Source organism: Polaribacter glomeratus (assembly GCF_002954665.1).
Lineage (GTDB): Bacteria > Bacteroidota > Bacteroidia > Flavobacteriales > Flavobacteriaceae > Polaribacter > Polaribacter glomeratus.
In genome coordinates this window covers 132191-157381 of the sequence record NZ_MSCM01000002.1, presented here as the reverse complement: position 1 = coordinate 157381, position 25191 = coordinate 132191, and the positions used below count along the sequence as shown (strand labels likewise).

Sequence of the window (25191 nt, the reverse complement as noted above, 5' to 3'; positions counted from 1 at the left end):
ATCTAAATAAGAAAGCATGGAAACAGTAACCATAAAAAACACAGAAGTAGCAACAAAAGTTACAGAAAGAATTTCTGGTAGCGAGGCAATTGTAAGATGTTTAATAGCAGAAGGTGTAAAAATAATTTATGGATATCCTGGAGGAGCAATCATGCCAGTATACGACGAATTATATAAATACAAAGACCAAATACACCATGTTTTAACGCGACACGAACAGGGCGCAACGCATTCTGCGCAAGGATTTGCAAGAATTTCTGGTAAAGTTGGGGTTGCTATTGCAACTTCTGGTCCAGGAGCAACAAACTTAATTACAGGTATTGCAGATGCACAAATAGATTCAACACCAATGGTCTGTATTACAGGTCAGGTTCCTTCTCACTTATTAGGAAGTGATGCGTTTCAAGAAACGGATATTGTTGGTATTTCTACGCCAGTAACAAAATGGAACTGTCAAGTAACCAAAGCTTCTCAAATTCCTGCTGCAATTGCAAAAGCTTTTTACATCGCTAAAAGTGGAAGACCAGGACCTGTTTTGGTTGATATTACAAAAGATGCTCAGTTTGAAGAATTTGATTTTGTGTACGAAAAATGTACAAAAGTAAGAAGCTATTTTCCTATTCCTAAAACAGATATTTCTACTGTTGAAGCAGCAGCAAAAATCATTAATGCTGCAAAAAAACCATTTATTGTTTGGGGTCAAGGAATCATTTTAAGTGAAGCGGAAGAGCAACTAAAAGCAGTTGTTGAAAAAGCTGGAATTCCTGCTGCATGGACAATTTTAGGTGCTTCTGCTTTGCCAACTTCACACCCATTAAATGTTGGTATGTTAGGAATGCACGGTAATTATGCACCAAATAAGTTAACAAACGAGTGCGATGTTTTAATTGCAATAGGCATGCGTTTTGACGATAGAGTTACTGGTAGTTTAAGCACATACGCAAAACAAGCAAAAGTAATTCACTTTGAAATTGATGCAGCAGAAGTAGATAAAAACGTAAAAACGGATGTTGCTGTTTTAGGTGATGCAAAAGCGAGTTTAGAGTTATTATTGCCATTATTAAATGAAAATTCGCACCCAGAATGGCATCAGCAATTTAAAGATTTGTATGCTATTGAATATGAAAAAGTAATTAAAGAAGATTTATATCCTACCAAAGAAGGTTTAACGATGGGTGAGGTTATAAAAGAAATTAACATTCAAAGTAAAGGAGAAGCTGCAATTGTAACGGATGTTGGTCAGCACCAAATGATTGCGTGTAGATATGCTGAATTTAATAAAACAAAAAGTAATATTACTTCTGGCGGATTAGGAACCATGGGCTTTGGATTGCCAGCTGCAATTGGCGCTAAAATGGCGGCTCCAGAGCGTGAAGTTGTTTCTATTTCTGGTGATGGAGGTTACCAAATGACCATTCAAGAATTAGGTACTATTTTTCAGCAAAAAGCGGCCGTGAAAATTGTTGTTTTAAATAACGAATTTTTAGGAATGGTGCGTCAATGGCAACAACTGTTTTTTGACAAACGATATGCCTCTACAGAAATGGTAAACCCTAATTTTGTAGCAATTGCAGAAGGATATTATATCAAAGCAAGAAAAGTTACCAAACGAGAAGAATTGGCAGAAGCGGTTGCAGAAATGATGGCAAGTAAAGAAGCTTATTTTTTAGAAGTGCGTGTAGAAAAAGAAGGAAATGTATTTCCGATGGTTCCTTCAGGAGCAAGTGTTTCTGATATAAGGTTAGAGTAATAATTTAAGAGGATAGACAATAGAATAAAGAAAAAAGATAGTTTTAGAGAAGTAGTAATGCCTACTTTATATCATCTTTCTCCCAAAATCTTTTAAAAACATGAGTACAGAAAAACAATTATACACAGTATCAATTTATACTGAAAACAATATTGGATTGTTGAACAGAATTTCGGCAATTTTCCAGAGAAGACACATCAATATAGAGAGTTTAAATACTTCTCCATCAGAAATTGAAGGTGTTTCTAGATTTACGATTGTTGTAAATATGACAGAAGTAAACATGAAAAAAATTATTGGTCAGATTGACAAACAAGTAGAGGTAATTAAAGCGTTTTATCATACAGATGACGAAACCATTTACCAGCAATCTTGTATGTTTAAATTCAGATCTAATTTATTATTTGAAGAACGTAATATTCAAAATATTATAAAAGATAGTAACGCAAGAATTGTTACGGTAAATAAAGAGTTTTTTGTGATTGAAAAATCAGGAAAAAAAGAAGAAATAGATCAATTATACGATGAATTAAGTGTTTTTGGTATTATGCAATTTACACGTTCAGGACGAATTGCTGTTACAAAAGACGAAATGAAAATAACAACATTATTAGAATCATTCAACAACTAAATACAGGTCAAAGAAAAGAGAATAAGGAGAAGAGACAGCATAAATATCTAATATAGTACGGTTTGTCTTTCTTCTTCTTTCTACAATCTTTAGTCTAAAATCATCAAACAAAAATAAAAACAATGTCAAATTATTTCAACACATTAACATTAAGAGAAAAATTAGAGCAGTTAGGAAAATGTAGATTTATGGATGCTTCAGAGTTTGAAGACGGCGTAAATGCATTATTAGGGAAGAAAATTGTAATTGTGGGTTGTGGAGCGCAAGGTTTAAACCAAGGTTTAAACATGAGAGATTCTGGTTTAGACATTTCTTATACGCTAAGAAAAGCAGCAATAGAACAAAAAAGAGAATCGTATATAAATGCAACTTCTAACGGATTTACTGTTGGAACTTATGAAGAATTATTGCCATCTGCAGATTTAGTAATCAATTTAACACCAGATAAACAACATACAAATGTTGTAAATACAATTATGCCTTTGTTAAAAAAAGGAGCAACATTAAGCTATTCTCATGGTTTTAATATTGTTGAAGAAGGGATGAAAATTCGTGAAGATTTAACGGTAATTATGGTAGCGCCTAAATGCCCAGGATCTGAAGTTCGTGAAGAATATAAAAGAGGATTTGGTGTGCCAACATTAACTGCAGTGCATCCAGAAAATGATCCGCAAGGAAAAGGTTGGGCAGAAGCAAAAGCATATGCAGTTGCAACTGGAGGACATAGAGCAGGAGTGTTAGAATCTTCTTTTGTTGCGGAAGTAAAATCTGATTTAATGGGCGAACAAACTATTTTATGTGGTTTGTTACAAACAGGTGCAATTTTATCTTTTGATAAAATGGTAGAAGAAGGAATAGAACCAGGTTACGCGGCTAAATTAATTCAGTATGGTTGGGAAACTGTAACAGAGGCTTTAAAACATGGAGGAATTACCAACATGATGGACAGATTGTCTAATCCTGCAAAAGTAGAAGCTTTTAGAATATCAGAAGAATTAAAAGACATTATGCGTCCGTTGTTTCAAAAACATATGGATGATATTATGACAGGTCATTTCTCTAAAACCATGATGGAAGATTGGGCAAATGATGATAAAAACTTATTAACTTGGAGAGCTGCAACAGGAAATACTGCTTTTGAAAAACAACAAGTTACCGACAAAGAAATTTCTGAACAAGAATATTTTGACCACGGTACTTTATTAGTTGCTTTTGTAAGAGCGGGTGTAGAATTAGCTTTTGAAGCAATGACAGAATCTGGTATAATTGCCGCTTCTGCTTATTATGAATCTTTGCACGAAACGCCATTAATTGCAAACACAATTGCACGTAAAAAATTATACGAAATGAATCGTGTAATTTCTGATACTGCAGAATATGGTTGCTATTTATTTGATCATGCTTGTAAGCCTTTGTTAACAGATTTTATGAAAACTGTAAAAACGAATGTTATTGGTCAGAAATTTACAAATTCGAATGATGTTGATAATAAAGAATTAATTAGAATTAACAGCATTATTAGAAATCATCCGGTAGAAAAAGTAGGAGAAAGATTAAGAGCTTCTATGACAGCAATGCAAGTAATAAAATCTGCATAATTCATAAAGATTTTAACTTTTATAGAAACCTGTCAGATTTTAAAGCCTGACAGGTTTTACTTTTATATCCAAATAATGAAAACCCAAGATATTTATTTTCCTAGTTTAGAAAACATTAAACAAGCTGCTTTAAATTTAAAAGACGTTGCTTATGTTACGCCATTAATTCAGAACCAAAATCTGTCTAAAGAGTTTCAGTCCACTATTTTATTTAAAAGAGAAGATTTACAAGTAGTTCGTTCTTATAAAATTAGAGGCGCTTATAATAAAATTTCTTCTTTAACTTTGGATGAAAAACAACGAGGAATTGTTTGTGCTAGTGCAGGAAATCATGCGCAAGGTGTTGCTTTATCTTGTAAATTATTAAAAATAAAAGGCACTATTTTTATGCCTTTACCAACTCCAAATCAGAAAATAGACCAGGTAAAAATGTTTGGTGAAGACTTTGTGGAGGTAGTAATTGAAGGCGATACTTTTGATGATGCTTTTAACGCAGCAACTTTAGAATGCAATTCTAAAAACAAGACGTTTATTCACCCTTTTAATGACGAAAAAGTAATTGAAGGTCAGGCTACGGTTGGTTTAGAAATTTTAAATCAAACAACCGAAAAAATTGATTACCTGTTTGTAGCTGTTGGAGGTGGTGGTTTATCATCTGGATTGTGTGGGGTTTTTAAAGAATTATCACCAGAAACAAAGATAATTGGGGTAGAGCCAGAAGGGGCGCCGTCGATGCTAACATCCATCAAAAATAAAAAAGTTACAGCTTTAGAAAATATAGATTCTTTTGTAGATGGCGCTGCCGTTAAAAAAGTAGGCGATTTAAATTTTGCAATTTGTGAGCAACGTTTACACGATATGATTACGGTTCCCGAAGGTAAAACCTGTCAGACAATTTTAGATTTGTATAATAAAGATGCTATTGTTGTGGAGCCTGCAGGTGCTTTAAGTATTTCTGCATTAGATTTTTTTGCTGATGAAATTAAAGGGAAAAATGTAGTCTGTATTGTTAGCGGTAGTAATAATGACATTACAAGAACAGCAGAAATTAAAGAAAGAGCCTTATTATATGCAAATCTAAAACACTATTTTATTATTAAATTTCCGCAAAGAGCAGGAGCTTTAAAAGAATTTGTAGCAGAGATTTTAGGGCCAAGTGACGATATTACGCATTTTGAATATACCAAGAAAAGTAATCGAGTTAATGGTTCTGCGGTTGTTGGTTTAGAATTAAAATCAGCAAAAGATTTAGAACCTTTAATCGTTAAAATGAAAGAAAGAAATTTCTTTGGCGTTTATTTAAATGATAAACCAGAATTATTTGATTTTTTAGTTTAAAAAAAATTAGGGTTTAATCTGCTTCACAAAAACGAATCGAATAAAATAGTTCTGTTGCTCAAAACCCGAAAACCATTTCGTTTTTTAAGATAGAAATACGGTATTTTATGTTTATTTTTAGTTAATTTTGATGGGTAAAATAATAACCCAATAGTTTATTAACTTTTAAGCAATGATGTTGTTTGTTTCATTGTAAAAATCAATTTATGAAGAATACATTTAAAGAAGTTCCGAACGAATATAAAATTATTTCATTAGTAAACCAAAACACCTATTTAGTAGGAGGTGAGTTAAAAGAGTGGAAAGGTGCCACTGCTGAGGTTTATTCAACAATTTCATCAACCGAAAATTACCAACCAACATTATTAGGAACCGTTCCAGATTTAGGAGAAAATGAAGCTTTAGAGGCTTTAAGTTCTGCTGTAAAAGCATACGGAAAAGGGCAAGGTTTGTGGCCAACAATGAAAGTTGAAGGAAGAATTGCAGCCATGGAAAAGTTTGTGGTTCAAATGAAAACCAAGCGTACAGAAATTGTAAAACTATTAATGTGGGAAATTGGGAAAGCCTTGGCAGACTCAGAAAAAGAGTTTGATAGAACGATAGAATATATTTACGATACGATTGAAGATTACAAACAAATGGACAGAGATTCTGCTAAATTCGAGAAAAATAGCGGAGTTCATGCACATATTAGACGTGGACCTTTAGGTGTTGTTTTGTGTTTAGGACCTTATAATTATCCTTTAAACGAAACTTTTGCTTTGTTGATTCCTGCTTTAATTATGGGGAATACAACCGTTTTTAAACCAGCAAAACATGGTGTTTTATTATTATCACCATTATTAGAAGCGTTTAGAAATAGCTTTCCAGAAGGTGTTGTAAATATTATTTACGGTAGAGGTAGAACTTTGGCTACGCCAATTATGAAAACTGGTAAAGTAGATGTGTTGGCTTTAATTGGTAACAGTAAATCTGCCAATGCAATACAAGCAAATCATCCACAGAAAAATAGATTGCGTTTAGTTTTAGGTTTAGAAGCTAAAAATCCTGCAATTGTTTTAGAAGACGCAGATTTAGACTTGGCAATTAGTGAATGTGTTTCTGGTGCAACGTCTTTTAACGGTCAAAGATGTACTGCTTTAAAGGTTATTTATGTGCACGAAAATATTGTAGAAGAATTTAACAAACGTTTTTCTGATAAAGTAGATGCATTAAAATTTGGGAACCCTTGGGAACAAGGAGTGCAATTAACACCTTTGCCAGAACCAGGTAAAACGGCTTATATTCAAGAATTAATTGACGATGCAACCAGTAAAGGCGCAAAAATTATCAATAAAAAAGGAGGCGAAACTACAGAAAATTATATTTTTCCAGCAGTTTTATACCCGGTTTCTAAAGACATGAGAGTGTATGAAGAAGAACAATTTGGACCAGTAACGCCTATTTTATCCTTCAAAAATATTGAGGAGCCCTTGGATGATATGGCGGAATCTAATTACGGACAACAAGTAAGTGTTTTTGGAAGTGATGTAAATACCCTATCGCCTTTAATAGATACACTTGTAAATTTGGTTTGTAGAGTAAACTTAAATAGTTCTTGCCAACGTGGACCAGATGTGTATCCTTTTACAGGAAGAAAAGATTCTGCAGTTGGAACCTTAAGCGTGCACGATGCGTTGCGTTCTTTTTCTATTAGAACCTTTTTAGCGTCAAAAGACACAGATTATAACAATGCTATTTTAAAAGAATTGTTAGATAAAAAATCGTCTAATTTTATTAGTACAGATTATATTTTGTAAAATAAATTAGAAATAGACTAAATTTTAAAAACCTCTTTTTACTGATGTGATTTCAGTAAAAAGAGGTTTTTTTTAGGGTTCGCTCGCGTTGTTGTGTATTAAATGTTGCGTGTTTTAAGCAATAAAGTTAGTAAATAAAACACGAACCAAGAAAATACGCTAGGATTTTCGTAAGTAAGCTATTACTAGTAATTTTTTTTATACGGTGTTGTGCCCAGTTATTTTAAACGATAGATTGTTTTGTTTTTTTCTCCTATTTTTTTAAACAAATCTAATTCAGTTCCTTTCTTTAAATCTCTACTGGCAGTTGCAGAAGAAATGTCTTTAAAAATATCCATATAATCTTTTCTTGTAAATTCAGTTTTATTTAATGAAACATAGTAATCTAATCTGTCTTTTTCATTTAACGTTCGATTATTAAAATTTAATAATTCACTTATTGAAATATCAATCACGTTTAACATATATTCAATAAATTTAGTTGATTTTCCAGATTTATCACTTTCAGCTAAAGCTTTGTAATATTTTTCTTGGTCTTTACTGATTAAAGTTTCAAAAGGCAAAAACTCAAAGATTGGATATTTTTCCATTAAAATTAAAGTTTGCCATAATCTTCCCATTCTGCCATTTCCATCCAAAAATGGATGTATAAATTCCATTTCGTAATGGAAAACACAACTTTTAATTAATTCAATTTCATCAGACTTTTTCAAATATTCAAAAAGGTCTTTCATTAAATATGGCATATTTCCAAAAGGTGGTGCTAAATGCTCAATTTTTGATCCTTTTACAATTCCGACACTTTGATTTCTATATTTTCCAGAATTTTCAATTAAACCATCCATTAAGTTTTGATGTGCTTTTAAAAAGGATTTTTCATTAGAAGGATTGTATTCATCTAAATTTTCATAGATTTTAATTGCATTTAAAACTTCAAGAACATCTTTTTTAGGACCAATAACTCTTTTGTTTTCAAGAAGTGCTGTTATTTGCTCTTCTGTAAGTGTATTTCCTTCTATTTTTAATGAAGAATGAATAGTTTTGATTCTATTCTGTTTTCTCAATTTAGGTGAAGGTTTGTCTAAAAAATTAGCATTTACTTCTCCAATTTTCTCCGAAATTGAAGTTATTAATTTTAAAATTGAAGATGTTATTTCGTAAGGTGGTTTCATTTTCGATACTATCATTTGATACTATCAAAGATACAATCATTTAATTTTAATTTTGTGATGAAACGGATTTTTTAATTAGCTACAATTTAACACTAAAGCGTTAGTGAAGTTCTATTTTTTTAAGTTAAGAATCAAACTAAATTGCTTTCTCAAATTTAATTTATTCTTGCATTATTCAACTTTAAAGCTAAATTTATTTTGCATGATGTAACTAAATATCACAGTTATTATAATTGTTATAAAACGAGATGGTGTTGGATAAAAATCAAATACATCTACCAGTAATTTCATGCAAATATAACTAAGCAACAACGCGATTAAAGCAACTGATAAGTATCTTAAAAATTGAGTTTTAAATGATAATTTTGATTCAGAAAAGACAATGAATCGGTTTAATAAGAATCCTATAAAAAAAGTGATCGGAAACACAAAAAATAAAGAAGCGATGTGCGGACTTAAAACCACAACAAATAAGTCTAAATTTTGTTTATCAAAAATAAACTGAAAGCTTATAAAATACAATGTAATATCTAACAATAAATTACTACCGCCACAAATTGCATATCTATACGTTTTAAGAGGAATAATTTTTTTAAAAATGAAATAGCCAGCGTCTATTATTTTAAGCAGAAAATCTTTCATAAGTACTTTACTAGAATCTAATTTTTTAAAGGAATTGTAAAATGCATATTTGGTAACCGTTCTAATACTGCGTTATACTTAGATTCACCATTAACGATAGGTATTGAATTTAGCTAGTTTATTTTTTAAATTAAGAAACAAACTAATTTACTATCCATAGTAAAACCCAAGCGGCTTGCTTGGGTTTATACTATATATACTAAAAACAGCTGTTATTTTTTAGCTAATAAGTCTCTTATTTCTGTTAATAAATCTTCTTGGCTTGGACCCGATGGTGCTGGTGCTGGAGCAGCTTCTTCTTTTTTCTTCATTTTGTTTATCCCTTTTACAATCATAAACATTACAAAAGCAACAATTATAAAATCGATAACATTGGTTAAAAAATCACCATACAAAACAGCAACTTCTCCAGAAACTGAACCAGTTGCATCTGCGACTCCTTCTTTAACAATAAGTTTCATGTCTTTAAAGTCGGCATTAAATAGTAAGCCAACAAGTGGCGAAACAATTCCGCCAGTAAAGGATGTAACTACTTGTTTAAAAGCAGCACCCATAACAAAACCTACTGCAATATCTATAAGGTTTCCCTTCATTGCAAAGTCTTTAAATTCTTTAACCATTCCCATTTTAAATTGATTTTTAATTTGTTAGGCTGTAAATGTACTAAAAATTTATTTTGTTAATATTTTCTTTACCCGAGGTGAAATTGCTGTAAGTGTTTCATAAACAATAGTTTCTGAAAGCATAGCGATATTTTTTATCATTTCTTGGTTGTTAAAAATAATCACATTGTCGCCTTCTTTGCACTCAATTTTAGTAACATCAACCATAATCATATCCATACAAACATTGCCAATAATTGGTGCTTTTTGATTATTAATTAGTACAAAACCTTTTTTATTGCCTAATCGTCTAGAAATTCCGTCTGCATGACCCACAGGAATTGTAGCAGATTTTACAGTCTCTGTGGCAATAAAAGCTCTGTTGTAACCTACTGTTTCACCTGGTTCAATAGAATGAATTTGAGAAATAATTGAAGTTAAATTATGTGTATTTTTTAATTGAGATGTTTCTTTTGCATCATTTCCAAAACCATACAAACCAATACCAATACGTACCATATTAAACTGAGCATCAGAATAATTTACTACGCCCGAAGTATTTAAAACGTGCAAAATAGGCTCATAGCTTAAGTTTTTGTAAAATTCTTGGGCTACATAAGTAAAATTAGCAATTTGATTAGTCGTAAAATCTCTTTCATTTAGATCTTCACTTGCTGCCAAATGAGAAAATAAAGACTGTACTTTTATGTGATTTGTTTCTTTTAAGCATGCTAAAATTTTAGAAATATCTGCATGTTTAAAACCCAATCTATTTAAGCCAGTATTAAACTTTAAATGAATGGGGTAATCGATTAAAGACTCTTCATCTGCTAATTTTAAAAAAGCATCAAAAACTTTAAAACAGTATAAATTTGGTTCTAATTTATATGTTACAATATCTGCTAAAGTTGGTATTTGTGGATGTAGCACAAGAATAGGAGTATTTATATTTGCTTCGCGCAAGGCAATTCCTTCAGAAGCATATGCAACTGCAAAATAATCTACTTTATCTTTTAAAAAATCAGCAACTTTAACACCATCACTTCCATATCCGAAGGCTTTAACCACGGCTAAAATTTTGGTTTCTGGTTTTAATTTTTGCTTAAAATAATGTAGGTTGTGTTCTAGCGCATTTCCATCAATCTCTAAAACGGTTACATGATTATTCATAGATATGTAGCACTTTATTCAATGTCTTTCAAGCCTAATTCAGGATCTTTTGAAGCCGATTTATTTTCTTCGGATGACAAGATATGTTTTTGTTTATTTTTGATAGCTTTATAGTAAGCTGCTCTGCTTAAAGGCTCATATTCTTGAGTTTCGCCTAACAGTACTAATTTGTCATTTTGCGCTTTTCTAAAACTATAATGCGCCAAATTACCTGTATGTGTACAAACAGCATGTACTTTTGTTACATATTCTGCTGTTGCCATTAATGCGGGCATTGGTCCAAAAGGATTTCCTTTAAAATCCATATCTAAACCAGCTACAATAACTCTAATTCCGCTATTTGCCAAATCGTTACAAACGGCAACAATTTCATCATCAAAAAACTGAGCTTCATCTATGCCAACAACATCTACATCATTTACTAACAAACGTATGTTAGAAGCAATTGGCACAGGCGTTGAACGAATTCTGTTATCGTTATGAGACACCACTTCTTCATCGTCATAGCGAGTGTCAACAGCAGGTTTAAAGATTTCTACGCGTTGTTTTGCAAACTGTGCTCGTTTTAAACGTCTAATTAGTTCTTCTGTTTTACCAGAAAACATAGAGCCGCAAATAACCTCAATCCAGCCAAATTGTTCTGTGTGATTTACTGTATTTTCAAGAAACATTTTGTAATTTTAAGCGTTCTAAATTTGCGTTACTTTGCATCTTGCAAATTTAAGGATATTTACTAGTAAAAAATAAAATCAAACAACAACTTATGCACAAAAAATTAGAGGCAGATTTAATAAGCTTAGCGCACAGTATTCTACAGATGAAGAATAAAGACAATGTGTTCTTACTAAAACAAAAATCAAAAGAAATTTATGAAAAATTATCTGTTCTGGCATTCGTTGAAGAATATGTAAACTCAACACCAGGATTAAAAGAAACAAAAGAAGAGTTATTAGAAAAAGTTGAACAAGCTTTTGAAGTAAAAGAAAATAGTTTTGTTGCTGAAATTACTACTAAAGAATCCATTTCTGTTGAGGAAAAAGTAGTTTACAGCCTCGTAGATGAGTTTGATGAAGAAGAAATAATTCAAGAAGTAAAACAAGAAGTAATCATTGAAGAACAGATAGCGGTTAAAGTTGAAGAAATTGTAGAGCAACCTTTTGATGAATTAGAAGAAATCATTTTTTCTGAAACTAAAACAGAGGATTTGTTTACAAGCGAAGTAATAACCGTTGAAGTAAATAAAACAAAAACCTTAGAACAAGAACTTCAAGATACTTTTTCTGTAGATTTAATGGCAGATTTTTTTGAAAATGCACAGCCAAAGTCTTTGAACGATAAATTTGCTGCAAATATTCAAATAGGATTAAATGATAGAATTGTTTTTGTTAAAAATCTTTTTAACAATCAGCAAGAAGATTATAACAGAGTAATTTCTCAATTAAATACTTTTAAATCTGTAGAAGAGTCAAAAGAGTTTATTAATAAAATGGTAAAACCAGATTATAATTGGTCTAAGCACGAGGAATTAGAAGCTCGTTTTTTAGAAATTATAGAACGTAAATTTGTTTAAATATGCGTAAAATGTTAATTGTGTAACTGTTGTTAGTTGCATTTTTATTGTCAATATTTTTTTAATGAGATGCAAAAATAAACAAGTATAACTTACTAAAAACACAAATCATTGAAACCATTTTTAATCCATACACATTTTCATAAACGAAAAACAGGACTTACAAGAAGCATAGAAAATGTGTTGCCTTTTTTTACGGATGAGTTTGAAACTTATGTATATGGTTCAAATATCGACGGATCTCAAATTACAAGTTCTAAGCTAAGATCAATTTTATTTTCTGATGTAAAAACCGTAGTTCATTGTCACAGAAATAATGAAATTATGAGAATGTTATTATTTCGTTTTTTAGGGGCGAAATTTACATTAATTGCCACAAGACATTCAGAAACCGCTCCGTCTGGTTTAACTAAATTTTTATTAAAAAAAGCAGACAAAGTTATTACGCTTATTAAGAGTATGAGCGTTAATTTAGGGATCAAAAACACAATGGTGGGCCACGGAGTTCGAGTTGATGAATTTGTGCCAAACTCAAAAAAAAAGGTAGAAAACGTATCACAAGAAAACATTATTTTAAATGCGGGTAGAGTTCGAAAAGCAAAAGGACAACTTGTTTTACTAGAAGCGGCAAAAGTATTAAAAGACCACAAAAATTGGGCCTTGGTACTTGTTGGTAAAGTTGATAAACCTGCTTTTTTAGAAGAATTAAAAGCAATTGCTAAAAAATACCAAATAGAAAATCAAGTGTATTTTGTGGATGAAACGAGAGACATTATTTCATATTATCAAGCAGCGAAAATTGTGGTTGCGCCAAGTTTCTCTGAAGGATTTTCTTTAGTTACCGCAGAAGCAATGTCTTGCGAATGTGCCGTAATTGCCACAAAAAATGTAGGAGTTCATTCCGATTTAATTGCTCATCAAAAAAATGGTTATTTGTTTGAAGCAGGAGATTCATCAGCATTAGAGAACCTTTTATTAAAAGCGATGAAAAATGAAATTCTGGATCTAGGAAAACAAGCAAGAGAAGAAATACTAAAAAATTGGAGCGCAAAAAAAGAAGCACAAAACGTAATAATGGTTTATAAATCAAATTAATTTTTTAAAAAAATGAAAAAGATAGTATTCGCAATGTTCGTTGCAATTTTTACATTTTCAAATGTAAATGCTCAAAAAATTGAACTTAAAAAATCTTTTGGAGAAAATTTATTTTATCAGAATGGAGAGAAGTTAACTAACAGACAACTTACAAATATTCTAAAAAGTAATAATGAAGCTTTCAATTTAATAAAATCGGCTAAATCTAACTATACATGGGCAACCATTTTAGGAGTCTCTGGAGGAGCATTAGTTGGTTTTCCTATCGGAACAGCCGTTGGAGGCGGAGATCCAAAATGGGAATTAGCAGGCGCCGGAGCAGCTTTAATTTTAGTTGCTATTCCTATTTTAAATAATTACAATAAAAAATCGAAGGCTGCAGTAGCACTTTACAATGCAGATTTGCCAACAGTAAGTTCAAGCTTTAAACCAGTATTTAACTTAAATTTTAAGGATGTAAACTTGGGGATAACGATGAGTTTTTAGAAGGGAAATTTGTTTTTCGAATTATTAATTTTTGTTGTTTAAAACAATAAAAGTTCCTAGTAATTTTTAAAACTTCGTTCTATAAAAACGGATATTTGTAACAAAATCTTTTTGTAGTCGTCTCAAAATAAACAAACCATATGAAACGACTTACAACAATTTTATTTGTATTTTTTATTGGAAGTGTAACAGCACAAGAAGTAGCTTTTCAAAAATTTTATACTGTAAATAAAGATAAATCTACTTTTTCAATCAATTTATCTGCTTCTTTAGCGGGGTCATTTTTAGATGACGAAAAAGACGGAGATTTAATGAATATCATAAAAAAATCGACCGATTTTCAAGTCATGATTTTTGATAATGAAGACAATAATATCTCTAAAGATTTTAAGAAATTTACTAAAAAAAATCAATTAAAAACCTTTGCACGCATAAAAGACAACGGTAGTAAAGCCGAAATGTATTTTATTGAAAAAGATAATTACATTAGAGAAATTATTATTAGAACAAATAGCAATAACGATAAACTTGTTTTATTTGGCTTAAAAACTAAGATCACTAAAGATGAATTAGCCGCTATGATTTCTTCTTCGGATATTAAGATTTCTTCAAATTAAAGTTGTCTGGTTAAATAGTATTACAAGTTTGTGAATTCGAGGAGGTTTCCCCCAACAATATACCATTTCCTCGAATTTTTATTAAAAGTATTTTAAATATTGACTTAAAATAGTAAATTTTATCCAATCTTCTTTTTCAATTCTTCAATAACTTTCTTACTATTTCCAATAAAAATTTCATTAGCAACTATAAAAACAGGGCGTTTTAAAAACGTGTATTCATCCAAAAGAAACTGTTTGTAATCCGTTTCAGACAAAGACTGGTTTTTCAAACCCATCGAAGTATACAACTTTGCGCGTTTGTTAAATAATGCTTCATAACTTCTAGAAAGTTGGTGCATTTCTTCTAATTGAGCCGCATTCACCGGATTCGTTTTTATTTCTTGACGCTCAAAACCATCTGTATTTACCTCCTTTAAAATTCTTCGGCAGGTATCACAAGTTTGTAAAAAGTAGACTTTCTTCATTTTATTAAATTATATTTACATCTTCAAAATTACACATAAAAAAGTAACATCCAAAACTTAAAATTTCATCAGAAATAAAAACGGTACTAATGTTTTTGTGTATGATAATTTTTAAAAAAATAAAGAAGATATGAAAACACAATTTGATATTTTAAGAGTATCTAGAGAACTTGTTGTAAAAGAATTAGAAGGTTTAACGTTGGCTCAAATTCACGAAATTCCAACAGGTTTTAAAAATAGTATTGCTTGGAATGTTGCACATTTAGTGGTAACGCAACAATTATTGCATTACAAATTAGCCGAGTTAGATTGTCTATGTCCAGATGAATTAATAGAAGGTTATAAAAAAGGAACAGCACCAACAACACCTTTTACAGAAGAAGAATTTGAGGAAGTAAAAGAGTTGTTTTTAGGTTTGCCAGATACGTTAGAAGAAGATTATGAAGCAGGTATTTTTGAGACTTTTTCAGAATACCCAACAAGTACAGGCTTCGTTTTAACATCTATTGAAACAGCAATTGCATTTAATAATTTTCATGAAGGAATTCACTATGGAATTATTAGATCAATCAAAAAATTTGTGTAATATTTTATGGATTATTTTTTAATAGCCACCGTTTTAATAGTGCTTTCAGCCATTTTTGGTTACATAAATACGCGGTTTTTAAAATTGCCAAATTCAATTGGCTTAATGCTGATAACTATTTTGTTTACGCTAGCAGTTTTTTTGTTAAGTTATTTTGATGATACGCTGCTTCTTAAAGAACGAGAATTGATTACAAGTATCGATTTTAAAACGGTGCTTTTAGATATAATGTTAAGTTTTCTGCTTTTTGCAGGCGCTTTACATACCAATTTTCAGCAGTTAAAAATCCAAAGAAAACCGGTACTTATTTTTGCAACTTTGGGAACTTTAATTTCTACCTTTTTAACAGGAATTCTCGTTTTTTATGCACTTAAAATTATAAATCTTGATGTAGATTTTATTTATTGTTTACTTTTTGGAGCCTTAATTTCACCAACAGACCCTATAGCGGTTTTAGGGATTATGAAAAAAGTAGGTGCTCCAAAAAAACTGGAAACAAAAATTGTTGGAGAATCTTTATTTAATGACGGAGTTGGCGTAGTAATTTTTCTAACTATTTATCAAATTGCAAGTGGCGGAACTGATGTTTCTGCTGGCCATATTGTAGAATTGTTTTTTGTAGAAGTTGTTGGGGGAATTATATTCGGACTAATTATTGGATGGATTACGTACCGTTTGCTTAAAAGCATCGATGATTATGATACAGAAGTAATTATTACGCTTGCAGCAGTTATGGGCGGAACTTTAGTTGCACAACATTTTCATTTATCTGCGCCATTAGCGATGGTTACAGCTGGTTTATTGGTAGGAACGGATACTGTTAGAAAGAATTCTATGAGCCAAGTTACAGAAATGTATGTAGATAAATTTTGGGAACTTATTGACGTTCTTTTAAACACGGTTCTTTTTGTATTGATAGGAATGGAAATTTTAGTTTTAACATTAGATACTACTTATATTTTAGCAGGATTTATGGTAATTCCTTTACTCTTACTAGCCAGATATGTTTCACTATTATTGCCGATTAAATTATACGCAGAGAAATTAGATTTTGTTCCGAAAACAAATTTAATTATGACTTGGGGAGGTTTACGGGGCGGAATATCGATCGCACTAGCATTGAGTTTAACGCAAGATATGGAACGTGATTTATTTTTAGTAATAACTTATATAGTAGTCGTTTTTTCAATTTTAGTTCAGGGTTTAACGGTTGGCAAATTGATAAAAAAATTCACGCAAGAGATTTAAGATTAATTGACAGTTAATTGATAATTCGTAAAAATAAAAAAATGAAATTTAACACTAAAACGATTCACGGAGGTCAAAAACACGAAGAAGCTACAGGTGCTGTAATGCCACCGATTTTTCAAACATCTACGTATGCACAATCGAGTCCTGGAGTTCATAAAGGATATGCATATTCTAGAGGTGCAAACCCTACAAGAACAGCTTTAGAAGATAGTTTTGCAGCTTTAGAAAATGGCACGCATGGTTTTGCTTTTTCATCTGGATTGGCGGCAATAGATTGCATTTTACGCACATTAAGTCCTGGTGATGAGGTAATTGCTGGTGATGATTTATACGGCGGAACCTACAGAATGTTTACAAGATTATTTATGAAATATGGCATAGAATTTTGTTATGTAGATATGAATGTTGCAGCGAATGTTGGCGCTGTAATTACAGAGAAAACAAAATTAGTTTGGATAGAAACACCTACAAATCCGTTAATGAAAATTGCAGATATTGCAGCGATTTCATCCGTGGTAAAAGGTACAAATTCTGATATTTTAATTGCAGTAGACAATACGTTTGCAACGCCTTATTTACAGCGACCTTTAGATTTAGGAGCAGATATTGTAATGCATTCTGCAACAAAATATTTAGGAGGTCACTCAGACTTGGTAATGGGTGCTTTAATTGTTAAGGATGCAAAATTAGCAGAAGACATACATTTTATTCAGTTTGCAGCTGGTGCAATTGCAGGACCAATGGACTCTTTTTTGGCTTTAAGAGGCATTAAAACATTGCATATTAGAATGCAAAGACATTGTGAAAATGGTAAAGTAGTTGCTAATTTTTTAAAGAATCATCCAGAAGTAGGAATGGTTTATTATCCTGGTTTTGAAAATCATCCAAATCATTTAGTTGCTAAAAAACAAATGAAAGATTTTGGAGGTATGGTTTCTTTTAAATTAAAAGATGATAGCAAAGAAGCGGCTTTTAAGTTCTTAGAAAGTACAAAGATATTTACGTTGGCAGAATCTTTAGGCGGCGTAGAAAGTTTAGTGAGCCATCCAACAACGATGACACATGGATCAATTCCGGAGCCAGAAAGATTAAAAATAGGAATTACAGATTCTTTAATACGTTTAAGTGTTGGTATAGAGGATGAAGAAGATTTATTGGCAGATTTAGAATATGCGTTAAATCAATAAAAAAACATGATTTAAGTTTTATCACAGTCGAAAACTTTTAACCAAAAAAAATCTGAAAGTTTTAAATTCTTTCAGGTTTTTTTAATAATTTTTACTCCACAATAAAATTTTCCTCTAGAAAATAATTGGCTCTTAAATCTGCATTATTGATTTCTTTATGATACAGAATAATTTCGGGAAGTTGCCTTTTTAGATAATTACCAGTATCCCATTTGTTGTTTTTATTTTCATCAATAATAACTCTAATAGTATACTTTTTGGGCTCTAGTAAATCAAAAATAATAGACTGAGACGTGGATATAAAGTTGCGTTGTACAACTTCAAATTTCTTAGTTCCTGTGAGCAATTCAATAATTAAATTTTTAGAATTTACATTAGTAACATTCATAGTGATTCTGCCATAATCTTCTTTCTCTTTGGTAGAGAAACGATATCTTAAGGTGTCATTTTTAACCAAATACACATCATTAAAGGCATCTGGTAAAGCAGTAAAAATATATTTTTCTACGGGTTTCTTATCAAAAATAAACGCTATTTTATTTTCCTTTTCAGAAAGAAATGCCTTATATTTTACAGCGATGGTATCTTTATCAAAAAGGCTTATTTTACTTGTATCAATCTTTATAATTGGGTTGTTGCTCTTTAAAAATAAGGTGTCTCTAAAATGTAAAACATTACTTACGGATGAGTTTATAACTAAAGAATCAATTTTATTTTTTCGCAATCTTACCGTCAAAGTGTCTAAAAAATTATTGTTTGAAACTGCAAAATTTAAAGAATCTGCTTCAAAAGGAGTAAACCAAAAGTTTAACGTGTCTTTTTCTACTTCAAATTTTGAGAAACTTTTAAAATTATCAGGAACTTTAGAAAGTACTTTTATTTGCATGTTTTTTGCAGCGCCTTCAAAACCAAATTCTATTTTTCCTTTACTAACTTCTTTGGCTCTTTTAAATTGATAAGGTTGTTCTTCTTTAAATAAAATAATCGGTTTTTTAACGACACTATCTCTTGGAAATTGGATGGTATCTGTGCTAAAACCAATTTTTTCTGTTACCGGATTAAAGATATAATCATTAACAGACTCTTGCAAAGCCAACATTAAATAGTTCCCTTTTCTAAGATTCGTAAACTTAAAAATAGTAGTATCTAAGGTGCTTGTAATATAATTAGGTTTTTTCTTATAAATAATAGAATCCGTAAAAGAACTGTCTAATCGATACAATAGAATATTAATATTTTTAGGAGCTTCAATAAGCTTAGCATCTTTAATACTGCCAGACGTTGTTAAAGAATCGATATACGTTCCTGTTGAAAAAACATATTTAAAATTCTCTAATTTATTACCTTCATTATTGTCTTGAACTGCGTTTCCAAAATTAAAAATATAGGTTGTATTTGTTTGTAAAGTATCTAAAATCTGAATTTTTATATATTCGCTGGATGAACCCTGCGGAGAAATTAACGGAGGATTTTTCATTGGCGGGGAAATTACCAATTGGCTGTTTAAATCTTTTAAGACGATGTATTCATTAAAGTTGATTTTAATTTCTTTTTTATTGAATTTTACAGTTTCGTAAGGCGGAATAGAAGTTACAAATAAAGGTGCTTTTTCATCCTTTGGGCCACCTTCTGGTCTACCTGTTCTTGCGCAATTGGCAGCAAAGAGTAGTAAGAGGGTTAATAAAAGAAATCGATAAACTATTTTCACAAAATTAAATTTGATACAAATTAACGATAATTTTTGAATATAAAATCATAAAAGTTACTCTGTATAGCCCATGGTTAAAATATTTATGGTACAGTTTTTAGATTTTAGAAATTCTTTTGCACAGGCCTCTAAAGTTGCACCAGTTGTAATAACATCATCAATTAATAAAATGTTTTTATGATCAAAAAAAGAAGGATTTGTTAAAAGAAATTTTGTTTCAATATTATTAAAACGTTCAAAACGTGCTTTAAAAGTTTGGGTTTTGGTTGATGAAATCCTGATTAAATAATTTTCTAAATACTCAATTTCTAAATGCTTACTTAGTGTTTTACCAAACCTTGTAACTTGGTTATACCCTCTTTCTCTTAGTTTTTTTGGATGTAAGGGCACAGGAATGATATAATCAATAGTTGCAAATTCGTTATTTTCTTTTAGAATTTCACCTAGCCAATCACCAAAGAAAACGCCAATTTCTTCATTTCCTTTGTATTTTAAGTCGTGAATTAATTTTTGAGTGCTTCCTTTTTTTCTGTAAAAAAGTAAAGAAAATGCTTTTTCTATAAGTATTCTGCCATAAAATGTTTGGGTAACTTTATTTTCTTTGTAATCTGTAAAATTAGTTAAAGGCAAATCGTGTCTGCAAAGTGTACAAATAGTAGTTTCGTTTTCTACTAAGTTATCTTCGCAAACAACACATAATTTAGGATAAAAAAGATGGAATAAGTCTTTTAAAAGTCTCATCTTTACACAACAATTTTTTAGAAATATACTTAATTAATAAGAAATAACAAGTGTCTAGCAGAATAAATTTTTTGAAAGAAGCCCTAAAAAACATCAACACATTAGGCACTATTACTCCCAGTTCAAGGTTTTTATCAAAAAGAATGTTGCGAGAAATTAATTTCTCTAAAGCAGATGTTATTGTAGAATTGGGCCCAGGAAATGGAGCAATTACTAAATATATTTTAGAAAACTTATCACCAAACGCAACCTTAATTTGTTTTGAAATTAATGATAATTTTTATCAGCAATTGCAAGAATTACAAAATCCACAATTAATTGTTTTAAAAGCATCCGCAGAAAAAATTGTTGGCGAATTAGAGAAACTAAACATCTATAAAGTAAATTATATTATTTCTAGCTTACCACTTACCATTATTCCAGATCAAGTTTCTAATCAAATATTAGAAAAATCTTTTGAAGTTTTAGAAGAAAATGGCAGTTTTATTCAGTATCAATATAGCCTAAGCTATTTTAAAAAATTAAAAAATGTGTTTAAAGAATCTATATCCTTAGAGTTTGAGCCTTTAAATATGCCGCCAGCATTTATTTATCGCTGTAAAAAAGTCGTTTAGATTTTTCTTGAAAAATTTCTCTAAACGTGTATCTTTGCGACCATTATGGCAAAACAAGAAGATCACTTTAAAAAAGTTTTATCGCACGCAAAAGAATACGGTTATGTATTTCAATCATCCGAAATATATGACGGATTAAGTGCGGTTTACGACTATGCTCAAAATGGAGTTGAGTTAAAGAAAAATATTAGAGATTATTGGTGGAAAGCAATGGTACAAATGCATGAAAACATTGTGGGTATTGACGCTGCAATTTTAATGCATCCAACAACCTGGAAAGCTTCTGGACATGTTGATGCTTTTAACGATCCTTTAATTGATAATAAAGACTCAAAAAAACGATATAGAGCAGACGTTTTAATCGAAGATTATTGCGCTAAAATTGAAGGTAAAATAAATAAGGAAGTAGACAAAGCTGCAAAACGTTTTGGCGATGCTTTTAATAAAGAAGAGTTTTTAGCTACAAATGCAAGAGTTGTTGGTTATCAAGAACAAATAACTACCATTTTAGCAAGAATGGGTTCGTCTTTAAGTAACGAAGATTTAGCGGATGTAAAATTGTTGATTGAAGAGTTAGAAATTGCAGATCCTTTAACGGGTTCTAGAAATTGGACAGAGGTTAAGCAATTTAATTTAATGTTTGGAACTCAAATTGGGGCATCCGCAGAAAATTCTACACAAGTTTATTTAAGACCAGAAACGGCGCAAGGTATTTTTGTAAACTTTTTAAATGTTCAGAAATCTGGACGAATGAAAATTCCTTTCGGAATTGCGCAAACAGGTAAAGCCTTTAGAAATGAGATTGTTGCAAGACAATTTATTTTTAGAATGCGCGAATTTGAACAAATGGAAATGCAATTTTTTGTAAAACCAGGCACTCAAAAAGAATGGTATGATCATTGGAAAGAAACGCGTTTAAAATGGCATTTAAGTTTAGGTATGGGTGCAGAAAATTATCGTTTTCATGACCATGATAAATTAGCACATTATGCAGACGCAGCAGCAGATATAGAGTTTAACTTTCCTTTCGGATTTAAAGAATTAGAAGGAATTCATTCACGTACAGATTTCGATTTAAAGGCACATGAAGAACATTCTGGTAAGAAATTACAGTATTTCGATCATGAAGAAAATAAAAGTTATACGCCGTATGTAGTAGAAACTTCTATTGGTTTAGATAGAATGTTCTTAGCTATTTTCTCTAATTCTTTGGTAGAAGAAGATTTAGAAAACGGAACAACAAGAACTGTTTTAAAATTACCATCAGTTTTAGCACCTTTTAAAGCAGCAATTTTACCTTTGGTTAAAAAGGACGGCTTGCCAGAAGTTGCCCGTGAAATTATGGAAGATTTAAAATGGGATTTTAATGTTTTTTATGATGAAAAAGACGCTGTTGGTAAACGTTATAGAAGACAAGATGCAAACGGAACGCCATTTTGTATTACGGTAGATCATGATACATTAGTAGATAATACGGTAACAATTAGATATAGAGATTCTATGGAACAAAAACGGGTTGCAATAGCAGATTTAAAAGGAATAATTAAAGAAGCAGTTGCAGTTAAAACTTGGTTGCAAAAGATGTAGAAACATTGTTCTTAAAGCATAAAAAAATCCGTTAGAAATTATTTCTAGCGGATTTTTGTTTTTTAGTAAAGTTTAAAGTGAGTGTTTAGAATCTCCAACCAATATTTAAACCAACTCTTGGCACTAAGACAGGAGAATTTGTGCCAAATAAATTACGACCAATTCCGCCATATAAATCAATAGTTAAACCACCAGTTGCAATGTATTTTGTACCAACAGCAACACCTAAAGCACCGTCTGTATATTTTTCATAGCTTATTTCTTGACTAGCTTCATCTGTAACCTCATACTTGCCAGAATTTATCCCAAAAAAACCTTCACCAAATAAATTCCATTGAGAGTTTGTTGTAAAATAATGACGATAGTAAGGCGTTATCATAGTGTTTTCATTGTATCTAAAATCGCTTGATTGTTTTGCTAAATTGAATAAAGCAGAAACTCCGATAGAAGATTCATCAGTTAAATATTTTTCGTAAGAAAACTCTAAGCTTTTAACAATTAAAGCATCTGCGAGGTCTAATTTTATTTCTTGTTGTGCAAAGCCAAAAGAACCAATAAGTAATGTAATAATTAAGATTGTTTTTTTCATGGGTATTATTTTTATTTAATAACGTTTTTTTTAAAAATTATGGTGCAAAAATACATAATTTTAGCAGGATTTTTTAAAATCTGTATCCTAAAGAAATTCCGCCTCTAGTAATTATATTATTTTCAAAATTGTTATTATTGTTGTCATTGTTGTTAAAAAGATTTCTACCAACACCTGCGTATACTTCTGCAGTAAAGCCAGATTTTATAGTAAATTTACCACCAACAGAAACACCTAAAGCAAAATCTGTTTCACTTATTGCTTTGTTGTTATTTATATAATTTCCATTATTGTCATAATAACCATAATTTATATCTTCATACGTGTTTAGCATTCCAAAACCTTCTACAAAGAAACCTCTTGCTAACGTTTTTTCAGTAAAAAACCATCTATAATAAGGTGTTAAAGAAAACTTTTTTGGATAATATAACTCATTATTTATGTCGTTAAAATTATAGAAAACACTTACCCCAAAAGAAGAATCTTTGTTTAATAAATATTCGTAAGAAACATCCAAAGAAGAAAATACAATTAAGCTAAATGCATTTAATTTTAATTCATGTTTTTTGTTAATATCCTGCGGATATTGTTCTGCTCTTTCTTGAGCAAATGATATTGTAGTTGTAAATAAAAAAAGTAGTAAAGCAATTTTTTTCATAGTTTATTATTTTAGATTTAATTAAACAAAAGTATACAAAAAGCATTCCAAGAAAATAAAAAAAGGTCTTTTAATTGTGTTTTTTTTGCTCGAATTGTTTAATTATCTTTTTTTTACTTAATTGGTTGCTAATTATGTTTAAAAAAATGAATCTAATTTTTTATTATATAATGAATCTAGTTTAAAATAGGTTTTTTATTCTTCAGAAAAATTATTCAACAGCATAAAAACACCTTTGGTAAGAACTTTTTTGTTTTCTAGTACCTCATAATTTTTTACTTGAACATAGTTTTCATCCTGCAAGCCAATAGTTAATTTAACCTTTTTAAATTGATACTTATTTTCCTTTTCATCCGCTAAAATTAAAGCAAAATAGTTGTTTTCATCCTGAATAATAGCACTTTTTGGAAGCGAGATTTCTTTTTTAGAATCGCAAATGATATCTGCTTCTACAAACATTCCTGTAATAAATTTCATTTTTTCTTCTTCATGTATATGACCATGAACTTTAATAGTTCTATCATTATTGATAGATGTGCCCACCAAATACACTTCTGCATCATACATTTTATTGGATGTTTCAGAAACTTTAAAAAGTATTTTTTGTTCCTTTTTAACCTTTAAAATATCTTTTTCAAAAACAGATAGTTCAAGATGAATATGATTGGTATTCACAATTTCTAACAGCTCACTTGCAGAAGATACAAACGAACCGTTACTAACATTTACCTTTGTAATATAACCACTTATTGGTGCGTAAATATTTATGGTTGATGTAATTTGTCCGCGATCAACAGCAGTAGGATTAATATTTAGCATTTGTAATTTTTGACGTAAACCATTATAAGTAGCTAAATTACTTTTGTATGCACTTTCTGCTCTTAAGTAGTTTTTTTGAGATGTAATTTGTTCGTCAAATAACGTTTTTTGTCTGATATATTCATTTTTTAAATACGCAAGTTGTTCCGAAATTTCTAAATATTGTTGTTGCATTTCTACAAATTCAATATTCGTTAAACTAGCTATTAACTGACCTTTTACTACTTTATCACCAATTAAAAGCGGAATTTTACTTACATATCCACCAACAAAAGTACTAACACTCGCTTTGTTTTCTGGCGGAACGTCTATCATTCCGTTTGTTTTTATTACCGTGTTAAAAGCTTGTTCAGAAATTTGGCCTATTTCCATTTTTTCGCTTTCAAACTGTGCTTTTGTAATAGTAATTTCACTTTTGTCAACGGTAGTTTCTGTCTTGGTATTCGTATTTTTTTCTTGATTTCCACACGCTAAAAAAGCGAATGAAAATAGCATTATATATAAGTTTTTCATT

General features: G+C 30.6%; 25 protein-coding genes. 14 read left to right on the top strand and 11 right to left on the bottom strand.

Features of this window, described 5'->3' with window-relative positions; all coding sequences use genetic code 11:
* The first annotated feature begins 16 nt into the window (after window positions 1–16).
* The 5 genes from ilvB to BTO16_RS10750 all read left to right on the top strand — a co-directional run bounded on the left by ilvB (window position 17) and on the right by BTO16_RS10750 (window position 7116).
* The gene (gene ilvB, locus BTO16_RS10770; RefSeq protein WP_105021693.1) at window positions 17–1750 is read left to right on the top strand and encodes a biosynthetic-type acetolactate synthase large subunit; all 1734 of its coding nucleotides are present in this window, start codon (window positions 17–19) and stop codon (window positions 1748–1750) included.
* Between the two features lie 100 nt (window positions 1751–1850).
* Window positions 1851–2381, top strand: a complete 531-nt coding sequence (ilvN, locus tag BTO16_RS10765) for an acetolactate synthase small subunit (protein WP_105021692.1) — start codon at window positions 1851–1853, stop codon at window positions 2379–2381.
* 122 nt (window positions 2382–2503) lie between these two features.
* Window positions 2504–3979, top strand: coding sequence for a ketol-acid reductoisomerase (ilvC, locus tag BTO16_RS10760; protein WP_105021691.1), 1476 nt, complete (start codon window positions 2504–2506; stop codon window positions 3977–3979).
* A 75-nt stretch (window positions 3980–4054) separates the two neighbouring features.
* Entirely contained in the window at window positions 4055–5317 is a 1263-nt protein-coding gene (gene ilvA / locus BTO16_RS10755; protein WP_105021690.1) for a threonine ammonia-lyase IlvA, read from the top strand.
* Between the two features lie 206 nt (window positions 5318–5523).
* Window positions 5524–7116 (top strand): NADP-dependent glyceraldehyde-3-phosphate dehydrogenase, encoded by a 1593-nt coding sequence (locus tag BTO16_RS10750; RefSeq protein ID WP_105021689.1) that lies wholly within the window; start codon window positions 5524–5526, stop codon window positions 7114–7116.
* A 218-nt stretch (window positions 7117–7334) separates the two neighbouring features.
* Here BTO16_RS10750 and BTO16_RS10745 read toward each other — a convergent pair whose 3' ends face one another.
* From BTO16_RS10745 to BTO16_RS10725, 5 genes are all read right to left on the bottom strand, one after another.
* A complete protein-coding gene (locus BTO16_RS10745) occupies window positions 7335–8288 on the bottom strand; it encodes a Fic family protein (RefSeq protein WP_105021688.1) in 954 nt (317 codons plus the stop codon).
* Window positions 8289–8459: 171 nt separating this feature from the next.
* Window positions 8460–8930: a GtrA family protein gene (locus BTO16_RS10740; protein ID WP_105021687.1), complete on the bottom strand. Its 471-nt coding sequence runs from the start codon at window positions 8928–8930 to the stop codon at window positions 8460–8462.
* A 212-nt stretch (window positions 8931–9142) separates the two neighbouring features.
* Entirely contained in the window at window positions 9143–9550 is a 408-nt protein-coding gene (gene mscL / locus BTO16_RS10735) for a large-conductance mechanosensitive channel protein MscL (protein ID WP_105022888.1), read from the bottom strand.
* A gap of 51 nt (window positions 9551–9601) precedes the next feature.
* Window positions 9602–10702 (bottom strand): alanine racemase, encoded by a 1101-nt coding sequence (alr, locus tag BTO16_RS10730; RefSeq protein ID WP_105021686.1) that lies wholly within the window; start codon window positions 10700–10702, stop codon window positions 9602–9604.
* 14 nt (window positions 10703–10716) lie between these two features.
* Window positions 10717–11373, bottom strand: a complete 657-nt coding sequence (locus tag BTO16_RS10725; protein WP_105021685.1) for a thymidine kinase — start codon at window positions 11371–11373, stop codon at window positions 10717–10719.
* Between the two features lie 92 nt (window positions 11374–11465).
* On the opposite strand from BTO16_RS10725, the gene BTO16_RS10720 reads away from it, so the two are divergent.
* From BTO16_RS10720 to BTO16_RS10705, 4 genes are all read left to right on the top strand, one after another.
* Window positions 11466–12272, top strand: a complete 807-nt coding sequence (locus tag BTO16_RS10720) for a hypothetical protein (protein WP_105021684.1) — start codon at window positions 11466–11468, stop codon at window positions 12270–12272.
* A gap of 111 nt (window positions 12273–12383) precedes the next feature.
* Window positions 12384–13367, top strand: a complete 984-nt coding sequence (locus BTO16_RS10715; protein WP_105021683.1) for a glycosyltransferase family 4 protein — start codon at window positions 12384–12386, stop codon at window positions 13365–13367.
* Between the two features lie 12 nt (window positions 13368–13379).
* Window positions 13380–13853 carry a hypothetical protein gene (locus BTO16_RS10710; protein ID WP_146105388.1) on the top strand — a complete coding sequence of 158 codons (474 nt, stop codon included), beginning with the start codon at window positions 13380–13382 and terminating at the stop codon, window positions 13851–13853.
* A gap of 140 nt (window positions 13854–13993) precedes the next feature.
* A complete protein-coding gene (locus BTO16_RS10705; protein WP_105021681.1) occupies window positions 13994–14470 on the top strand; it encodes a DUF4252 domain-containing protein in 477 nt (158 codons plus the stop codon).
* A gap of 119 nt (window positions 14471–14589) precedes the next feature.
* Here BTO16_RS10705 and BTO16_RS10700 read toward each other — a convergent pair whose 3' ends face one another.
* A complete protein-coding gene (locus BTO16_RS10700; RefSeq protein ID WP_105021680.1) occupies window positions 14590–14937 on the bottom strand; it encodes an arsenate reductase family protein in 348 nt (115 codons plus the stop codon).
* A gap of 130 nt (window positions 14938–15067) precedes the next feature.
* On the opposite strand from BTO16_RS10700, the gene BTO16_RS10695 reads away from it, so the two are divergent.
* Genes BTO16_RS10695 through BTO16_RS10685 form a run of 3 tightly spaced genes read left to right on the top strand, consistent with a single transcriptional unit; the run spans window position 15068 to window position 17961 of the window.
* Window positions 15068–15523, top strand: a complete 456-nt coding sequence (locus BTO16_RS10695) for a DinB family protein (protein WP_105021679.1) — start codon at window positions 15068–15070, stop codon at window positions 15521–15523.
* A gap of 6 nt (window positions 15524–15529) precedes the next feature.
* Entirely contained in the window at window positions 15530–16771 is a 1242-nt protein-coding gene (locus tag BTO16_RS10690) for a cation:proton antiporter (RefSeq protein ID WP_105021678.1), read from the top strand.
* A 41-nt stretch (window positions 16772–16812) separates the two neighbouring features.
* Complete coding sequence (locus tag BTO16_RS10685) at window positions 16813–17961, top strand: cystathionine gamma-synthase (RefSeq protein ID WP_105021677.1); 1149 nt, start codon at window positions 16813–16815, stop codon at window positions 17959–17961.
* 91 nt (window positions 17962–18052) lie between these two features.
* On the opposite strand, the gene BTO16_RS10680 is transcribed toward BTO16_RS10685, so the two are convergent.
* Both BTO16_RS10680 and BTO16_RS10675 read right to left on the bottom strand, forming a co-directional pair.
* Complete coding sequence (locus tag BTO16_RS10680) at window positions 18053–19669, bottom strand: Ig-like domain-containing protein (RefSeq protein ID WP_105021676.1); 1617 nt, start codon at window positions 19667–19669, stop codon at window positions 18053–18055.
* 54 nt (window positions 19670–19723) lie between these two features.
* On the bottom strand, window positions 19724–20410 hold the full coding sequence (locus BTO16_RS10675) for a ComF family protein (protein ID WP_105021675.1): 687 nt from the start codon (window positions 20408–20410) through the stop codon (window positions 19724–19726).
* A gap of 71 nt (window positions 20411–20481) precedes the next feature.
* Here BTO16_RS10675 and BTO16_RS10670 point away from each other — a divergent pair, with 71 nt between their 5' ends.
* On the top strand, window positions 20482–21024 hold the full coding sequence (locus BTO16_RS10670) for a class I SAM-dependent methyltransferase (RefSeq protein WP_245892101.1): 543 nt from the start codon (window positions 20482–20484) through the stop codon (window positions 21022–21024).
* 45 nt (window positions 21025–21069) lie between these two features.
* Window positions 21070–22611, top strand: a complete 1542-nt coding sequence (locus BTO16_RS10665; RefSeq protein ID WP_105021673.1) for a glycine--tRNA ligase — start codon at window positions 21070–21072, stop codon at window positions 22609–22611.
* Window positions 22612–22696: 85 nt separating this feature from the next.
* On the opposite strand, the gene BTO16_RS10660 is transcribed toward BTO16_RS10665, so the two are convergent.
* From BTO16_RS10660 to BTO16_RS10650, 3 genes are all read right to left on the bottom strand, one after another.
* On the bottom strand, window positions 22697–23200 hold the full coding sequence (locus BTO16_RS10660) for a hypothetical protein (protein WP_105021672.1): 504 nt from the start codon (window positions 23198–23200) through the stop codon (window positions 22697–22699).
* A 73-nt stretch (window positions 23201–23273) separates the two neighbouring features.
* Window positions 23274–23858 (bottom strand): DUF3575 domain-containing protein, encoded by a 585-nt coding sequence (locus BTO16_RS10655; protein ID WP_105021671.1) that lies wholly within the window; start codon window positions 23856–23858, stop codon window positions 23274–23276.
* A 195-nt stretch (window positions 23859–24053) separates the two neighbouring features.
* Window positions 24054–25190: an efflux RND transporter periplasmic adaptor subunit gene (locus tag BTO16_RS10650; protein WP_105021670.1), complete on the bottom strand. Its 1137-nt coding sequence runs from the start codon at window positions 25188–25190 to the stop codon at window positions 24054–24056.
* Between the last annotated feature and the right edge of the window lies 1 nt (window position 25191).

Excerpts from the sequence above, each read along its gene's own strand:
- ilvB (WP_105021693.1), top strand. The coding sequence starts at position 17 with ATGGAAACAGTAACCATAAAAAACACAGAAGTAGCAACAAAAGTTACA.
- ilvN (WP_105021692.1), top strand. The coding sequence starts at position 1,851 with ATGAGTACAGAAAAACAATTATACACAGTATCAATTTATACTGAAAAC.
- ilvC (WP_105021691.1), top strand. The coding sequence starts at position 2,504 with ATGTCAAATTATTTCAACACATTAACATTAAGAGAAAAATTAGAGCAG.
- ilvA (WP_105021690.1), top strand. The coding sequence starts at position 4,055 with ATGAAAACCCAAGATATTTATTTTCCTAGTTTAGAAAACATTAAACAA.
- BTO16_RS10750 (WP_105021689.1), top strand. The coding sequence starts at position 5,524 with ATGAAGAATACATTTAAAGAAGTTCCGAACGAATATAAAATTATTTCA.
- BTO16_RS10745 (WP_105021688.1), bottom strand. The coding sequence starts at position 8,288 with ATGAAACCACCTTACGAAATAACATCTTCAATTTTAAAATTAATAACT.
- BTO16_RS10740 (WP_105021687.1), bottom strand. The coding sequence starts at position 8,930 with ATGAAAGATTTTCTGCTTAAAATAATAGACGCTGGCTATTTCATTTTT.
- mscL (WP_105022888.1), bottom strand. The coding sequence starts at position 9,550 with ATGGTTAAAGAATTTAAAGACTTTGCAATGAAGGGAAACCTTATAGAT.
- alr (WP_105021686.1), bottom strand. The coding sequence starts at position 10,702 with ATGAATAATCATGTAACCGTTTTAGAGATTGATGGAAATGCGCTAGAA.
- BTO16_RS10725 (WP_105021685.1), bottom strand. The coding sequence starts at position 11,373 with ATGTTTCTTGAAAATACAGTAAATCACACAGAACAATTTGGCTGGATT.
- BTO16_RS10720 (WP_105021684.1), top strand. The coding sequence starts at position 11,466 with ATGCACAAAAAATTAGAGGCAGATTTAATAAGCTTAGCGCACAGTATT.
- BTO16_RS10710 (WP_146105388.1), top strand. The coding sequence starts at position 13,380 with ATGAAAAAGATAGTATTCGCAATGTTCGTTGCAATTTTTACATTTTCA.
- BTO16_RS10705 (WP_105021681.1), top strand. The coding sequence starts at position 13,994 with ATGAAACGACTTACAACAATTTTATTTGTATTTTTTATTGGAAGTGTA.
- BTO16_RS10700 (WP_105021680.1), bottom strand. The coding sequence starts at position 14,937 with ATGAAGAAAGTCTACTTTTTACAAACTTGTGATACCTGCCGAAGAATT.
- BTO16_RS10695 (WP_105021679.1), top strand. The coding sequence starts at position 15,068 with ATGAAAACACAATTTGATATTTTAAGAGTATCTAGAGAACTTGTTGTA.
- BTO16_RS10690 (WP_105021678.1), top strand. The coding sequence starts at position 15,530 with ATGGATTATTTTTTAATAGCCACCGTTTTAATAGTGCTTTCAGCCATT.
- BTO16_RS10685 (WP_105021677.1), top strand. The coding sequence starts at position 16,813 with ATGAAATTTAACACTAAAACGATTCACGGAGGTCAAAAACACGAAGAA.
- BTO16_RS10675 (WP_105021675.1), bottom strand. The coding sequence starts at position 20,410 with ATGAGACTTTTAAAAGACTTATTCCATCTTTTTTATCCTAAATTATGT.
- BTO16_RS10665 (WP_105021673.1), top strand. The coding sequence starts at position 21,070 with ATGGCAAAACAAGAAGATCACTTTAAAAAAGTTTTATCGCACGCAAAA.
- BTO16_RS10660 (WP_105021672.1), bottom strand. The coding sequence starts at position 23,200 with ATGAAAAAAACAATCTTAATTATTACATTACTTATTGGTTCTTTTGGC.
- BTO16_RS10655 (WP_105021671.1), bottom strand. The coding sequence starts at position 23,858 with ATGAAAAAAATTGCTTTACTACTTTTTTTATTTACAACTACAATATCA.
- BTO16_RS10650 (WP_105021670.1), bottom strand. The coding sequence starts at position 25,190 with ATGAAAAACTTATATATAATGCTATTTTCATTCGCTTTTTTAGCGTGT.